The organism is Turicibacter sp. (assembly GCF_017941855.1).
Lineage (GTDB): Bacteria > Bacillota_I > Bacilli_A > MOL361 > Turicibacteraceae > Turicibacter > Turicibacter sanguinis.
Window position 1 is genome coordinate 19,898 of record NZ_JAGAVR010000125.1, and the last position, 14,719, is coordinate 34,616.

Annotated in this window: 18 protein-coding genes; 1 reads left to right on the plus strand and 17 read right to left on the minus strand. The window is 33.7% G+C overall.

Annotated features, from left to right (window positions below; all coding sequences use genetic code 11):
• Positions 1–51: 51 nt before the first annotated feature.
• Positions 52–1,044 (minus strand): hypothetical protein, encoded by a 993-nt coding sequence (locus tag J6D32_RS13760; protein WP_006784019.1) that lies wholly within the window; start codon positions 1,042–1,044, stop codon positions 52–54.
• Positions 1,045–1,271: 227 nt separating this feature from the next.
• Between J6D32_RS13760 and J6D32_RS13765 the strand changes: the two genes are divergently transcribed.
• Positions 1,272–1,505, plus strand: a complete 234-nt coding sequence (locus tag J6D32_RS13765) for a ferredoxin (RefSeq protein WP_006784018.1) — start codon at positions 1,272–1,274, stop codon at positions 1,503–1,505.
• An 80-nt stretch (positions 1,506–1,585) separates the two neighbouring features.
• Here J6D32_RS13765 and J6D32_RS13770 read toward each other — a convergent pair whose 3' ends face one another.
• From J6D32_RS13770 to J6D32_RS13845, 16 genes are all read right to left on the minus strand, one after another.
• Entirely contained in the window at positions 1,586–2,353 is a 768-nt protein-coding gene (locus J6D32_RS13770; RefSeq protein WP_006784544.1) for a pseudouridine synthase, read from the minus strand.
• Between the two features lie 163 nt (positions 2,354–2,516).
• Positions 2,517–3,035 carry a spore maturation protein gene (locus J6D32_RS13775; protein WP_006784543.1) on the minus strand — a complete coding sequence of 173 codons (519 nt, stop codon included), beginning with the start codon at positions 3,033–3,035 and terminating at the stop codon, positions 2,517–2,519.
• Positions 3,036–3,039: 4 nt separating this feature from the next.
• Positions 3,040–3,666, minus strand: a complete 627-nt coding sequence (locus J6D32_RS13780) for a spore maturation protein (protein ID WP_006784542.1) — start codon at positions 3,664–3,666, stop codon at positions 3,040–3,042.
• On the minus strand, positions 3,666–4,772 hold the full coding sequence (locus J6D32_RS13785; RefSeq protein WP_006784541.1) for a D-alanyl-D-alanine carboxypeptidase family protein: 1,107 nt from the start codon (positions 4,770–4,772) through the stop codon (positions 3,666–3,668). Before J6D32_RS13785 ends, J6D32_RS13780 begins: the two co-directional genes overlap by 1 nt.
• Before the next feature lie 135 nt (positions 4,773–4,907).
• Positions 4,908–5,051 carry a hypothetical protein gene (locus J6D32_RS13790; protein WP_155061965.1) on the minus strand — a complete coding sequence of 48 codons (144 nt, stop codon included), beginning with the start codon at positions 5,049–5,051 and terminating at the stop codon, positions 4,908–4,910.
• A gap of 63 nt (positions 5,052–5,114) precedes the next feature.
• Positions 5,115–5,687: an SMC-Scp complex subunit ScpB gene (gene scpB / locus J6D32_RS13795; RefSeq protein ID WP_006784539.1), complete on the minus strand. Its 573-nt coding sequence runs from the start codon at positions 5,685–5,687 to the stop codon at positions 5,115–5,117.
• Entirely contained in the window at positions 5,680–6,414 is a 735-nt protein-coding gene (locus J6D32_RS13800; protein ID WP_006784538.1) for a segregation/condensation protein A, read from the minus strand. Before J6D32_RS13800 ends, scpB begins: the two co-directional genes overlap by 8 nt.
• 140 nt (positions 6,415–6,554) lie before the next feature.
• The gene (locus J6D32_RS13805; RefSeq protein ID WP_009607304.1) at positions 6,555–8,018 is read right to left on the minus strand and encodes a spore germination protein; all 1,464 of its coding nucleotides are present in this window, start codon (positions 8,016–8,018) and stop codon (positions 6,555–6,557) included.
• 27 nt (positions 8,019–8,045) lie between these two features.
• Positions 8,046–8,396, minus strand: a complete 351-nt coding sequence (gene spoVAE, locus J6D32_RS13810) for a stage V sporulation protein AE (protein WP_006784536.1) — start codon at positions 8,394–8,396, stop codon at positions 8,046–8,048.
• Positions 8,397–8,434: 38 nt separating this feature from the next.
• Positions 8,435–9,436 carry a stage V sporulation protein AD gene (gene spoVAD / locus J6D32_RS13815; RefSeq protein ID WP_006784535.1) on the minus strand — a complete coding sequence of 334 codons (1,002 nt, stop codon included), beginning with the start codon at positions 9,434–9,436 and terminating at the stop codon, positions 8,435–8,437.
• 37 nt (positions 9,437–9,473) lie between these two features.
• Positions 9,474–9,971, minus strand: coding sequence for a stage V sporulation protein AC (gene spoVAC, locus J6D32_RS13820; RefSeq protein ID WP_006784534.1), 498 nt, complete (start codon positions 9,969–9,971; stop codon positions 9,474–9,476).
• Positions 9,972–10,104: 133 nt separating this feature from the next.
• Positions 10,105–10,815: a sigma-70 family RNA polymerase sigma factor gene (locus J6D32_RS13825; RefSeq protein WP_006784533.1), complete on the minus strand. Its 711-nt coding sequence runs from the start codon at positions 10,813–10,815 to the stop codon at positions 10,105–10,107.
• A gap of 70 nt (positions 10,816–10,885) precedes the next feature.
• Entirely contained in the window at positions 10,886–11,320 is a 435-nt protein-coding gene (gene spoIIAB / locus J6D32_RS13830) for an anti-sigma F factor (protein WP_006784532.1), read from the minus strand.
• A gap of 1 nt (position 11,321) precedes the next feature.
• A complete protein-coding gene (gene spoIIAA, locus J6D32_RS13835; RefSeq protein WP_006784531.1) occupies positions 11,322–11,675 on the minus strand; it encodes an anti-sigma F factor antagonist in 354 nt (117 codons plus the stop codon).
• Positions 11,676–11,852: 177 nt separating this feature from the next.
• The gene (locus tag J6D32_RS13840) at positions 11,853–13,022 is read right to left on the minus strand and encodes a D-alanyl-D-alanine carboxypeptidase family protein (protein ID WP_006784530.1); all 1,170 of its coding nucleotides are present in this window, start codon (positions 13,020–13,022) and stop codon (positions 11,853–11,855) included.
• 285 nt (positions 13,023–13,307) lie between these two features.
• Positions 13,308–14,609 carry a pyrimidine-nucleoside phosphorylase gene (locus J6D32_RS13845; RefSeq protein WP_055163587.1) on the minus strand — a complete coding sequence of 434 codons (1,302 nt, stop codon included), beginning with the start codon at positions 14,607–14,609 and terminating at the stop codon, positions 13,308–13,310.
• Positions 14,610–14,719 lie beyond the last annotated feature (110 nt).

Consider the following 14,719-nt stretch of genomic DNA (forward strand, 5'->3'; position numbering starts at 1 on the left):
ACTAAACAGTCTCTCAAATTTACAGACACCATTTAGTTTATTGTAAAATCATTATTTAAATAGGATGACCATCAGAATAACAAAGAGTATAAAAAATGTAATTCCAATATAAACTTTTAACCCTTTACTTAATAAATCTGATGTAGATTTCTCCCCTTTAGATTGATTGTGCTCTTCAGATTCTAAGTGCATATTCAAAGATTCTAACGCTAATTTGTTTTCTGAATAAAAAGCATTCAAATCTGCTTGTTTTAATTCGCCCGTTGGAATTTCTTTCTTTGTATCCTGTGATTGACATTGTTCCTTAAGCTGTTGAATCGTTTCTTCTAAATTCCCATTCCCCAAGTTAGCCTGATCTGAAATTTCAGACCAATCATGATTGTCTAAATCAATATCCGAATTAAAAATTAATTCTATATTTTTATTAAACACATCATCTTCATAATTTTTGTTAGAATTTTGCTCATTTTCAAGAATCTCACTAAAAATAGAACTCAGACATTCTTGATCAGTTTGAAATTTACGTAAACGAGAATAATCATGTTGAACTAAAGCATCTAGGTAATCTAAATCATCATCTAAATCCCCCGTTGTCATTTCATTTAGTTCATTGACGATTTCATCATAAGTTAATGACTCAGTAGTTTCTTCTAAATCATTAAGATTTAACTTTAATTCAGATGCAAAAAGTTCCTTTTCAAGTTGCTCCCATTCACTAAAATCCTCATTATTAATCATGGATGTAATTTTATTATAAGTCCGATTTCCATATCGATCACAAAGATTATTAATTAATTCTGACGAACGTTGAGTTAATCCTGACTTTGGTCCCATCTCATCGTTATCACTCATTGTCGTTGGCTCTTCATCAGATGAATGTTCATGGATGGTTAAAAAATTATGTAAATCAGATGAAAAACCATCGATCGTTTGATCTATTCCGGTTTCATAATTTGAAACTTTAGAATGAGATGGCGTTCTATCGTTTTCACGATGTCCAAAATATAATCTTCGTAATTCAGCATAATCCGCCTTATTTTCCACCTCACTCACACTCCTTCTTGACATTATTTTTATATGGATTCGATAAGAAAGTTATCGTTTTTTTTGGCTATTTGTAAAAAAATCAATAAGACTAGCTAATTATATCATAATTTTGTTTTAATTTGAGTATTAAATTTGAATTTTTTTATCTTTTCAGCTTATAATAATCTTGTAATTCTAAAGAATTATAAATAATATAATAAAATCCTTTGAAGGGGGACATAACTATGTCTAAATTTTCTATTGTATCAAAAGATGAATGCATCGCTTGTGGTGCCTGTGGAGCAGTAGCCCCAGATATTTTTGGGTATGATGATGAAGGTTATGCTGAAAACATCTTTGAAGGTGATGCAAATACTGGAACTAAAGAAATTGCTGACAACTTAGAAGCTGATTTAATCGATGCAGCTGAAGGATGTCCTACAGAAGCTATTAAAGTTCAAGACTCACCTTTCAATTAATCTTCCCAAAAATTGTATGTAATATACAAAAATTATGAAAAAAATAAAAAAAGACTAGATAATCTAGTCTTTTTTTATTTTTAAAATTGACGCATCTTATTAAATTTTAATTTTTTCTTAACTTGTGTGCTATTCGCAGCTGTTAATAAGGTTTTAACTTCATGAGGTGTTAGAGGGCGAAATTCACCTGCAGCTAATCCCTGAACATCAATTGTTCCAAATTGTTCACGACGTAATTTTTTCACCGGGAATCCAATCGCATCAAACATTTTTTTAACTTGATGATAACGACCTTCATGAATCGTCAATCTAACAAGAGAGGACTGGTTCTTTTTATCAACTGAAACTAACGTAGCTGAAGCTGGTTTTGTTTTATATCCGTCAATTTCAATTCCTTTACCAAATGGCTTTAAATTTTCTGGTAATACAATTCCCTTGACACGTGCTAGATAAACTTTATCAATCTCACCACTCGGATGCATCATTTTATTGGCGAACTCACCGTCATTAGTCATTAATAAAACACCTGAAGTATCGTAATCTAAACGTCCAACTGGATAAACACGCTCTGAAACTCGATCAGCAAAGAAATCTAAAACCGTACGACGTCCTAACTCATCTGAGACAGTACTTACATATCCACGAGGCTTATGTAAAACATAATAAACTTTTTTCTCACGTTGAAGCGGAACTCCCTCTACTTCAATTTTTTCTTTACCTGTTACTTTTGTTCCTAGTTCACGTACCACTTTATCATTAACAGTTACTTTTCCATCAAGAATTAATTGCTCTGCCTTACGACGAGATGCAATTCCAGCTTGAGCAATAACTTTTTGTAATCGTTCCATCTTCTAATCTCCTCCAATCATGGATTAACGTAAATTCGACGATTTTCACGTAAATTTCATTTTACCTTTATTATTAGTAAAAATCAATCTTTAATCCTAGAGAGATTTGATTTTAAAATTTTAAAGCCCTCCAAATTAAATGAGGGCTTTTTTCTATCAAAATTCAAAAGAAAATAGACACAGCTAAAATGGATGCAGCAAACCCTATTAAATCGGCTGTTAATCCTAACTTCATCGCATGCTTCATCTCAGATAGCCCAACAGCTGCAAAATAAACTGTAATAATATAAATCGTCGTATCTGTACTACCCTGCATAACCGATGCCAATCTTCCTAAATAGGAATCCGGACCATGTATAGAGATTAAATCAGTCGTTACACTCAAAGCTGCCGATCCAGATAAGGGTCTTAAAATCATTAAAGGAAGGACATGCGCATCAACATGAATAAAATCAAGAACGGGTTGTAGGACGTTGGCAATCGCCTCCACAATACCAGAAGCTAAGAAAACTTTAATCCCAACAATCATTCCTACGATGTTTGGAACAAGTTGAATCGTCGTTTGCATCCCTTCTTTAGCACCTTCAACAAAATGGTCAAACGCCTTTGTATTATTAATGAATGCCGTTAAAAAAACAAGTAGCAAAAAAATAGGTAAAACATAACCACTAATCGCTGACATCCATTCACCTTCTTTCTAATCGTTTATCGTATCCTTGATCACCCGATGATTGGACTCGCTTTAAACGACTATAGATATTGTGAATGAGTAATCCTCCAATCGTTGTAATACCAGAAGCAAACAGAATAGGAACAAATACTTCACTTGGATTTTGTGAGTGATATAAATGACGAAGTCCTATAATCGTTGTAGGGATAATCGTAAATCCAGCTGTATTCATGACAAGTAGAGTATACATTTCAAAGCTAGGTTTTTCAGGATTTGGGTTTGTTGCCTGAAGTTCTTTCATTGCTTTTAATCCCGTAGGAGTCGCCGCACTCCCTAGACCTAATAAGTTACTAACCATATTCGTTGTTAAAAACTTTAAAGCTGGATGATCTGCTCTAAGTTTGGGATACAAAAATCTAGTAATAGGTGTTAAGAGATGACAAAGTAGATCAAGCATCTTAGAATGATTCGCTACTTGTAAAATTCCCGTCCAAAAAATCATAATCCCGGCTAAATAAAGAAGTAAATTAATCGCTTCTTGGGCTCCTGCTAAAATAGCATTATTAACATCCCCCGTTGTTCCATTCAAAAAACTAAAAATAATTCCGACAGTAAATAATCCCATCCAAATTTTATGAATCATTAATAATTCACCGTCCCGGTAAACCAATTAAAAATTTTATCAAACCAAGATAATTCTTTTTCTTTTACTTGTATTGGACGATAAACAGGAATTTCTCTTTCTACTTGATCATTTAACAAAATCTTTAATGTTCCAACCTCATCTGTTTTTGGACTTTCATATAGAACTAATTCTGTTGTAACAGACTCACTTCCATCTTTTTTCACTGCTAAATAAACAGTATCTTTAACATATAACTTTTCGGTTGAATTTAAATCTTCTCCATATAATTGACCAGCTTCGATCACCTTTTTTAATTCATAGTTATCGAATCCGTAGTTAAATAAACTCATATGATCATTCCAATCATCTCCCGCTTTTAGCGTGACAACGACTAGTTCTAAATCGTCTTTACGTGCAGAAGTCACTAAAGTCCTACGCGCTCTTTCGGTAAACCCCGTTTTCCCTCCTATCGCATATTCATAATACCCTGTCACTAATTTATGTTTATTATGCCATACATAAGGAGTTCCATTTTTAGACGTCGCCTTATGTGTTTCAGTTCCTGTCACTTCTCTAAAAATCGGATTGTTCATTGCATATTGCATTAAAATAGCCATATCTCGAGCCGTAGATAAGTTATATGTGGTTTCATCTAAACCTGATGGATTTTGAAAAATACTATTTTTCATTCCAATTTCTTTTGCTTTTTCATTCATCATTTTAACGAATCCTGCTTCATCACCTCCAACAGCTTCAGCTATGACCATCGCCCCATCATTTCCTGAACGAAGCATTAATCCATAAATGACATCAATTAGCTTCATCTGATCCCCTAATGCCAAATATAAAGATGATCCAACCTGTCTTGTTGCATTATCAGACACCTCAACCCACTCATCTAATTGTCCATTCTCAATCGCAACAATAGAAGTTAAAATCTTAGTAATACTAGCAATATACATTTGTTCATCGGGACACTTTTCAAACAAGACTCGTCCTGTTGTTTGCTCCATTAAAATTCCACAAGTCGAACTAATTCCCATTGCATTGGCTGTTTGATTTCCTTTTACACTAAAGACAACGGCTACAAGTAAGATAGCGACTACTACTTTTAACTTTTTCATTCGTTATTCACCCCAATTCTAATCTCATAACAATGTATGTTAACTTATTTTAAAATATCAATAAATTCGTACAGTTCTTTGGAGAAATTTAAATAAAATAAAAAAAGCTCTCCAGCGTTCGGAGAGCTTTTTTTATTAATTATAAGTTTTTTTAGGTTTTTTACCTTTTTTCAGTTTCGGTTTAGAATCATCTACCACTTCTGCTGCAATTTCAGCATCCATTGTATTTTTGGCTGCTTTCGCATTCGTAACTTTTTTACTTTTTGGATCACGTGCCATACTAATACCTCCAGTTCTCAAAAGTAAAGCCAAGATTAGTATGCACGTTTCAGTCTCATTTATTTATGATTCTTCTGAAAAGTTAAATAGATCTTCTTCTTCCTCTAAGTTAAAATCCGGTGATACAAATGGCAATTCAGGTAACTCTTCTAACGTTTTAATCCCAAAATAATCTAAAAAATCATCTGTCGTTCTAAATAAAATAGGTCGACCAGGTCCTTCTAAACGCCCAGCTTCTTCGATTAAAGAAAAGGTTAATAATTTTCTTAGGACATTATCACTACTAGCCCCTCGAATATTTTCAATTTCATGTCGTGTAATCGGTTGACGATAAGCAACAATAGCCAATACTTCTAAAGCCGCATTTGAAAGGCCTCGCTGATTTGGATTTTGAATCAAACGTTTTAAATAAATGGCATGATCTTTCTTGGTTGTCATTTTATAAACACCCGCAACTTCAATAATATCAATCCCGCTGCAAACCTGCTTATAACGATCTTTTAAATCTAAAATAAGGGATTTTACCTCAACCTCATTCACATCAATGACATATTCTAACTGTTCAAGACTTACGCCTTCATCACCTACAGCAAATAATAATCCTTCTAAAATTCCTAGACGCTCTTGTTTAAACAACTTCATCACCTTCTAAACTTGAAATATAAATATCCTCATAATAACTCTGCTGTGAAATACTGATTTGGCGCCCCTTCACTAATTCTAGCAATGCTAAAAAGGTGACAACAATATATTCTTTATCGTATTGTTCAAATAATGAAATAAACGCAACACGTTTTTTATATTTTAATTGTTGATTGAGTGATTTCATTCTTTCTTCAACTGATATGTTTTGTGGCACAATTCTCGTTTTTAGTGGTTTAGCTAGTTTATGACGACGTAATAATTTTTCAAAGGCAGAGATTAATTGTTCGACTTGAAGATTTTGCGGTAACTTTACTTCTTGATCCAAGTAATCTGTAAAATCAATCGGTGGCTTTGTAAAAAACTGACCTCGCTCCTCTTCAAGTTCACGAAGTTCTTTTGTTACTTCTTTATATTGCTGATACTCAACTAATCGTTGAATCAACGCCTCACGAGTATCTTCTTCATATTCATCCTCTATCTCAACAACCTGTTTGGGTAATAAACTTTTACTTTTAATTTCAATCAATGTGGCGGCCATGACTAAGTATTCTGAAGCAATCTCAAGCTTTAAATCTTCCATTGCGTGAATATAATCTAAATATTGCTGGGTTATTTCTGCAATCTTGATGTCATAGATATTAACTTTAGCCTCTTTAAGAAGATGTAATAATAAATCTAGTGGCCCCTCGAATGCATCAATATGTACTTTATATTCCATACCCCACCTACTTCTTTCTAGTTTCCATCCCTTTATTGTAACGAATTTTCAACATTAAGACAATAATAGACTTTAAAAAACTCAAATTCATGACTATTTAAGAGATGATAAAAAAATTATCTCCCCATAGGGAGATAATTTTATTTGGCTGAGGATTTTTTTTGATTTTGTTTTTGTTGATGATTATATCGATACGTGATAGGGAAACGAATAACTGTCCTGATAAGAGCTTTAAAATCAAATGGAACAAGTGGATATAAATAAGGTTTTCCAAAGCTTTTCATAGTAGCTAAGAAAATAAGACTTAGTATAATAGTCCCAACATACCCCCATATTCCAAGCAAAGCCGTTCCAATAATAATAAATAACTTCAACATTTTATTGGCTAATCCAAGCTCATAGCTAGGTGTTACAAAGGCTCCTAAAGCTCCAACAGCAACATAGAATAAAATTTCAGGTCCAAATAACCCGACATCAACCGCAACTTGACCAATTAAAATAGCAGACACGATCCCTAAAGCAGACGAAATTGAAGTGGGTGTATGAATAGAGGCCATCCTTAAAAATTCAATTCCAATCTCTCCAGCAAGCACTTGTAAGATAATTGGAATATTTCCTTGTTCTTGAGGCCCGATAAAATTAAGAAAGTCGGGTAAATACTCTGGGTGCAAAACAAATAATAGCCATGTTGGCATTAAAAAGATTGAAACAATGATGCCACCTAATCTAATGATACGAAGAAAAGTTCCGACAGCTGGTGTTTGACGATATTCTTCAACACTTGTTAAATGGTCAAAAAGGGTAACAGGCCCCAGAATAACACTTGGAGAAGTATCGACTACGATTGCAATCATTCCTTGATATAAATGAGCTGCCACCACATCGGGTCTCTCAGTATATCGAACTAAAGGATACGGATTGTACACCTGTCCCGTGATAAACTCCTCTAATTCTTTATCGGTCATCGTTAATCCATCAACCTTAATCTGAGAAATACGTCTTTTAATTTCATCAACAATTACTGGATCAGCGATATCTTCAATATACATAATAGCAATATCTGTCTTAGATTGATCTCCGACTTTAAGAATTTCATTTCGAAGTTTTCCTGTACGGATACGTCGACGTGTTAAGGCTGTATTCACAATAATGTTTTCAGTATATCCATCTCGAGAACCACGAACGGTTTTTTCGGTGTCTGGCTCTGAAGGACCGCGACCTGGGTAGCTCCTTACATCAACAATGAAAGCTTCAGTTTCCTCATCAATAATAATTCCAATTAACCCGCTTAAAACAGCAGTATAAATATCTTCTAATTTTTCCGTTGAATTAACTTGTTGATGGACTAAACGATTATGAATGGTTTGCAAAACATCGTGACCTGGCTCAGGCAAACTATTTAAGAGTAATAACTGAGTCATTAAATCAACAATTAAATCCGAATTAATTAGACCAGTCACATAATAAAGTTGTAACCGTCGTCCCATGACAACAATTTCACGTTTACCAACATCAAAACTTTTTCCAATTCCTAATCTTTCTTCTAAGATGGCTTGGTTTTCATCAATATTTTTTTCAACAGGTGTATATGGATCATAACCCATCGTATCCCACCTTCCCTTCTAATTCAATCATCCTTTTGGTTTAAAAATTAATGCGACGATAAAAGCAAATAAAATAGCAGATGTAATTCCTGCAGCTGTTAAGTCAAACATCCCCATCCCAATTCCTATGGCACCAATTTGCTCAGATTTTTCTAAAGCCCCATGAATGACTGAATGACCAAAGCTCATAATCGGTAATTGAGCTCCTGCTCCTGCGAATTCAATTAACTTATCATATAAATTGAAAACATCAAGTGCTGCCCCTATAACCACAAAACTACACGTAATATGTGCCGGAGTTAATTTAAAATAATCTAAAATCAGCTGTCCTAAGGCACAAATAATTCCTCCAACAATAAAAGCATTAAAAAATATCATGTTGTCTATTCGCCTCTTTCTTTAATTAACATAAAATTCTACTCTGCAACTAGGGCAACAGCATGAGCGATACATGGAATTGTTTCTTTTTGTTGTAAAATAATTGGATTTAATAAAGCTCCAGTCGCAACAACTAAGACTCGTTTAAGTTTCTTTTCAAGTAATAACTTTTTAATATATCCATACGTGACAACAGCACAACATCCACAACCACTTCCTCCTGCAAAAACGGGTTGATCAGGAGAAAAGATTAATTTTCCACAATCATTATGGTTGGCACTAATATCATATCCATCACTTTTTAATATATCGATTAAAATAGGGCTACCACAATGAGCTAAATCACCTGTTAAGATTAAATCATAATAATTGGGTTGTAATCCAAAATCATCTAAATGTTGTTTAATCGTTTGAGCAGCAGCGGGAGCCATTGCCGATCCCATATCATTTGCATTATTTTGAGCAGCATCGACGATCATTCCAACGGTTCCTGATTCAATACGAATAGGAGATTTTTTATGACTGACGATGGCAGCTCCTGAACCGGTTACCGTATATTGGGCCGTTTCCGGTTTTGGACCTCCATATTCTGTTGGATTGCGATATTGACGTTCAGCCGTTGAATTGTGACTGCTAGTTGCCGCTAAAGCAACCTTTGCACTATCTGAATCTACAAAAATAGAACTCAGTAATAAAGATTCCATTGAAGTTGAGCAGGCACCATATATTCCAAAGAAAGGAATATTAAATTCCCTAAACACATAATGAGTGGGAACTATTTGATTCACTAAATCACCTGCAAAAGATACTGTTATATCCTCATCTTTTAAATTACACTTATTTAAAACGGTCTGCACAGCACTTCTCATTAACTGCGATTCTGCCTGCTCCCACGATTTTTGACCACAGTAAGGCTCGTTATATTTTACATCAAAATATTCTTGTAAAGGACCTTGAAACTCTAAAGGTCCAACCGCCGTTCCTGTCTCTTGTAAATAAACTGAATTTTCAAACTTCCATGATTGTTTTCCAACTCTCATTTAAATCATCATCCTTTTAAAAATTTATCGGTTACCTTTAACGTAATGTTAAAATAATCATCTTAATTGCTTCTTCAGATGTCATTTGAACAATTCCAAATTCAATTAAGTAATAACGGATTATTCCAAATACGTATGCTGAAATAACAGCAAAGACAATAACTGCACCTGCAAGTTTAAATAAATTAGTTGCAATCCCTAAGACCACACCTTCACTCTTACTTTCAAGGGCAGCAGATGTTAAAGAATTTGCAAACCCTGTAATGGGAACGAACGCACCGGCTTTTGCAATCTGTCCAAAATCATCATAAACACCTAGTCCAGTGAGAATTGAAGTAATTAAAATAATGGTAACAGTTGCTAAGGTACTCGCCGTTTCACGGACATACCCTAGCCAATGAACATTAATTTCAATGAGTGCCTGACCAAAGACACAAATCAGTCCACCAAAGAAAAAAGAAACGAGAGCATTCTTAAAGTAATTTGGTTTGATAGCATGTTTTTGTATGACTTCATCATATTTTTTAGTTTTCAAAACTTTTCACCACTCTTAATTATTTTTCTTTTTCTACTTTTAATATGACTTTTTTTGATAAATTTATTAGTTTATTGTTAAAAAATCACTATATAAATAAAAAATAGGATGCTATCAACTGATAACATCCTATTTAAACCAACATTTTTTCTTTTAATTCTTTTAATACTTTTTTCTCAAGACGTGAAACAGCGACTTGATTAATCTCTAATCGCTTTGCTACCTCTGATTGTGTATAGCCTAAATCAAATCTTAAATAAATCAATAACTTTTCAATAGGATCGAGATTTGAAACTAATTGTTTCAGTACAATCTTTTGTTCTAATCCCATTCCCTCTTGATGATTCGGGATCCGCTCAATTAATGGCATATCTTCTCTTTCATAGTTATCTAAAGACGTCACATTGATTGGAGCATTTAATGCTAAAATGATTTGTTCTTCCGATAATTCTGTCTCTTGAGCGATTTCTTTAATCGTTGGCTCCCGTTCTAATACTTTATTTAAATGATCTTTCACTTCTTGAATTTTATGAATATTACTTTTAATACTTCGACTAATTTTAATTGGACTTTGTTCTCTAATAAAGGCTTTTATCTCACCAATGATTAAAGGAATTGCATAGGTTGAAAGGGTTGTATCATAAGATGAATCAAATTGGTTAATTGATTTAAGTAGCCCCATACAACCAATCTGAAATAAATCATCCTTTTCAACCTCTATATGTCCAAACTTATGAACAACGGACCAAACTAAATCCATATGATTTGTAACAAGTGTTAATCTAGCTTCTTCATCACCACTTTGAGCTTTTGCAATAAGCTCATGTATTTGTTTTTTATCCATCTAATCATCCCTCGTGCTAACTTTTCATCTTCATTTGGTAATGCCTATCACTAACGGATTATTTACTTTTTTATGATTGTTCATGTGCTGCAAATTCTTTTTCAAATACAAGTGTTGTCCCTAAACCTGGTGTAGATTGAACTTCAAAGTGATCACTAAATGATTCCATAATCATAAATCCGAGACCACTTCTTTCCTCCTCACTTTTTGTTGTATATAGCGGTTGCTTCGCTAATTCAATATTATCGATTCCTCTTCCTGAATCTTTAATTGTTACCTTTAACCGTCTTCCAACTAATGATGCACTCATGGTAATAAGCCCCTCTTCATTGTCCTCATAACCGTGAATAATCGCATTAGTTACACCTTCTGAAACAATGGTTTTAATTTCGGTCATTTCCTGAGAACTTGGATCAAGTGGCGCAATAAATCCCATGATCACAAGTCTAGCAAAACTTTCATTAATACTTTTTGCAGGAAACTGTAAATGCATTTCATTGTTCATATTATGCAATCCCCCTAATGATCGCTGTAATCTGTTTCTCATCCTCTACGACTTTAATAATTTGAGATAACCCTGATAACTCAAATACCTTTTTAACTAATGGTTTCATCCCAATCACCATGACTGTCCCATTAACAGACTTAAGTTGATTATAACGACCTAATATAATCCCAATTCCTGAACTATCCATAAAGTCTAAATGTTTTAAATTGAACACGATATGTTGAATACGTGATTCACTCATAACAGAATTTAAACGACTTCTCAGTTGATCTGCCGTATGATGATCGAGTTCACCATTTAAATTAACATAAAGAACTTGCCCCTCAACATAAAGAGAAACTGTAATACTCATATTAATCCCCTTTCTCGTGTGATTTTAATTATCTTCATTTTAAAATAGATTACTTTGGAATATGTCATTTTCGACAATTTTAGTCTTTCTTTTTTTTATTTCCTATGATAAAACTTTATTTTTTTATTCGGTCTTTGTCCAAAATTACAAAAAAAAGAAGAAAATGCATAAAACATGTTATGCATCTTCTCCAAATAATATTTTTGAAACAATATATGTGTATAGCCCAATGAAGCTATTTTTTTCAACAGGTTCACTGACTGTTAACGGAATTGTTGTATATTCTTCTCCATTATAGTAATACGTTAAAGTTCCGACTTCATCCCCTGGTTGAATAGGTAAGATTATTTCTTCATTTAATGTGACGGTATAATTAGTTTCACCTTCACCATCTGTTTTCTTTTTCAATATCGTAATTTGATCCCCTGTTACAATGTCAAAATCACGAGTTTTTGCTAATAAATGATGTCCTGATGAAACAACTAAACCACTTTCTAATTTAGGAACTAACTCATATTGTTCATAAGCATATTCAATTAATCGTGTCACTTCTTGATTACGAATCTCCGATTTACTTGCTCCCATCACAACAGCGATGACTCTCATTCCATTTCGTTGTGCTGTTGCCGTTAAGCAATATCCTGCTTCTTGTGTGAATCCCGTTTTTAAACCATCCACTCCATCAACATATTTAATTAGTTTATTCGTATTAACTAACCAAAATGGTGATTCAGTATCTTGTCGAATATAATCTTCATATAGACCTGAAAACTCTGTAATCTCTGGATAATCCTGTAACAAATGGCGAGCAATAATAGACATATCATAAGGTGTGGTAACATGTCCTGCTGCTGTTAAACCAGTTGGATTTTTAAAAACAGTATTATTCATTCCAAGTTCTTTTGCCTTTTGATTCATTAATTCGACAAATGCTTCTTCACTTCCCGCTACGCGTTCTGCTAAAGCTGTAACAGAATCATTAGCAGATGCGATGGCAATACTTTTGAATAAATCACGAACAATCATTTTTTCTCCAGGTTTTAAATAAATTTGTGATCCACCGTAACTAGCTGCATTTTCACTAACGCGAATCACTTCATCCCATTGCAATGCTCCATTATGAATGGATTCTAAGATTAAATACATCGACATCATTTTTGTCATACTTGCTGGAGCCAACTGTTCATGAGGATTTTTTTCGTATAAAATCTCTCCTGTTTCGGCTTCAATCAAAATGGCAGCTTTCCCATCAGTCACTAATTCATCTGCACTAACAATCTTTGAGTGAACGAGACAACTGAAGCTAAAGCAAGTTAGAAGACTAATTAACACTTTTCTTATTTTCATCTTTGCACCTCTTTTTCTACTGCAGCTTAATACACTTTTATGATACATCCAAATGATTTATACACGCTTAGATTAATTTTTATATAGATTATTTAAGTCGTTTCATAAATCATTTTAAGAATAAAAACGAATGCCCTCTTTTTTCATATTTATTTGAATTTTAATCATGAAAGGATGAGATAAAAACAAAAAGAAGTCGAAGCATCAGGTTTAAGATTCTTCGACTTCTTTTCAATTAAAATTCAAAGTGAACCACTTTTTTTGTCACACTAAAATGAGATTATCTTACTTAATTATATCATAAATTAAAGTAGGTGAGCAAACCTCTTCTGTTGAGATTTGATAAGCTTGCATAATATAATCGATGGCTTCTTGGTGTTCGCTACTATTTGAATGAATATAAGCTAATGTGTCCCCGACTTCAACCATCTCTCCCACTTTTTTATTTAAAACAACTCCAACACCCATATCGATAATATCTTCCTTCGTTGCACGTCCAGCACCTAATTTCATGGCTGCGATTCCAATTGATAAGGCATCAATTTTTTCAATATAACCTGCACGGTTAGCCTTAACAGCAACGATGGTTTTCGCACTCGGTAATAATGATGGGTCCTCAATTTGACGAACATCTCCACCTTGTGCCTCAACGAATTCTTTAAACTTCTGTAGAGCAATACCATTATGTAAATTTTCTTTTAGCGTTTGATATGCCTCATCTGTTGTATTTGCTTTTTTCGCTAAAACAACCATATGAGAAGCTAATTGTAGCACTAATTCTTCTAAATCTTTCGGGCCATGTCCACTTAATGTGTCAATAGCTTCTTTAACTTCTAAAGCATTTCCAATCGCAAATCCTAAAGGTTGGTTCATGTCCGTTAAAAATGCAACGGTTTGACGATGAGCATCACGCCCAATTTCAACCATTGCTTGCGCTAACTCTTTTGCATCTTCTAATGTTTTCATGAATGCACCCGCACCAAATTTAACATCTAACACAATCGCATCAGCACCTGCAGCAATTTTTTTACTCATGATGGAAGAGGCAATTAAAGGAATTGATTCAACAGTAGATGTTACATCACGTAATGCATATAAATATTTATCTGCAGGAGCTAGGTTCCCTGTTTGTCCAATGATTGCAATTTTTTTATCATTGACTTGTTTAATAAATTCTTCCATTTCAAGTTCAATTCTCATTCCTGAAATAGATTCTAATTTATCAAGGGTACCCCCTGTATGCCCAAGACCTCGTCCACTCATTTTTGCAACAGGGACACCAACAGAAGCCACAAGAGGTCCTAAAATTAATGAAGTTTTATCTCCTACTCCTCCTGTTGAATGCTTATCCACTTTAATTCCTTCAATTGCTGACAAATCAACGACTTCACCTGTCGCTACCATCGCTTGTGTTAAAGCTAATCTCTCAGCTTTTGTCATATCATTAAATACCACTGCCATTAAAAAAGCAGACATTTGGTAATCTGGGATTTCTTTATTTGTATACCCATTAATCATCCATTCAATTTCTTCTTTTGTTAATTCTACATTATGTCTTTTTTTGTAGATTAAATCTACCATTCTCATTTTCCAATCACCTTTTTTCTTTAAAAATAAAAACAATTAAATTATACCCCAAACTGGAAAAGGATGTAATCCTATTCGCGTTATAACATAAAAAAAAGATTTTTAAGGAA

Bases quoted from the DNA above. Each gene is read 5' to 3' on its own strand.
- J6D32_RS13765 (WP_006784018.1), top strand. From the start codon at position 1,272: ATGTCTAAATTTTCTATTGTATCAAAAGATGAATGCATCGCTTGTGGT.
- J6D32_RS13770 (WP_006784544.1), bottom strand. From the start codon at position 2,353: ATGGAACGATTACAAAAAGTTATTGCTCAAGCTGGAATTGCATCTCGT.
- J6D32_RS13775 (WP_006784543.1), bottom strand. From the start codon at position 3,035: ATGTCAGCGATTAGTGGTTATGTTTTACCTATTTTTTTGCTACTTGTT.
- J6D32_RS13780 (WP_006784542.1), bottom strand. From the start codon at position 3,666: ATGATTCATAAAATTTGGATGGGATTATTTACTGTCGGAATTATTTTT.
- J6D32_RS13785 (WP_006784541.1), bottom strand. From the start codon at position 4,772: ATGAAAAAGTTAAAAGTAGTAGTCGCTATCTTACTTGTAGCCGTTGTC.
- J6D32_RS13790 (WP_155061965.1), bottom strand. From the start codon at position 5,051: ATGGCACGTGATCCAAAAAGTAAAAAAGTTACGAATGCGAAAGCAGCC.
- J6D32_RS13800 (WP_006784538.1), bottom strand. From the start codon at position 6,414: ATGGAATATAAAGTACATATTGATGCATTCGAGGGGCCACTAGATTTA.
- J6D32_RS13805 (WP_009607304.1), bottom strand. From the start codon at position 8,018: ATGGGTTATGATCCATATACACCTGTTGAAAAAAATATTGATGAAAAC.
- spoVAE (WP_006784536.1), bottom strand. From the start codon at position 8,396: ATGATATTTTTTAATGCTTTTATTGTTGGAGGAATTATTTGTGCCTTA.
- spoVAD (WP_006784535.1), bottom strand. From the start codon at position 9,436: ATGAGAGTTGGAAAACAATCATGGAAGTTTGAAAATTCAGTTTATTTA.
- J6D32_RS13825 (WP_006784533.1), bottom strand. From the start codon at position 10,815: ATGGATAAAAAACAAATACATGAGCTTATTGCAAAAGCTCAAAGTGGT.
- spoIIAB (WP_006784532.1), bottom strand. From the start codon at position 11,320: ATGAACAATGAAATGCATTTACAGTTTCCTGCAAAAAGTATTAATGAA.
- spoIIAA (WP_006784531.1), bottom strand. From the start codon at position 11,675: ATGAGTATTACAGTTTCTCTTTATGTTGAGGGGCAAGTTCTTTATGTT.
- J6D32_RS13840 (WP_006784530.1), bottom strand. From the start codon at position 13,022: ATGAAAATAAGAAAAGTGTTAATTAGTCTTCTAACTTGCTTTAGCTTC.
- J6D32_RS13845 (WP_055163587.1), bottom strand. From the start codon at position 14,609: ATGAGAATGGTAGATTTAATCTACAAAAAAAGACATAATGTAGAATTA.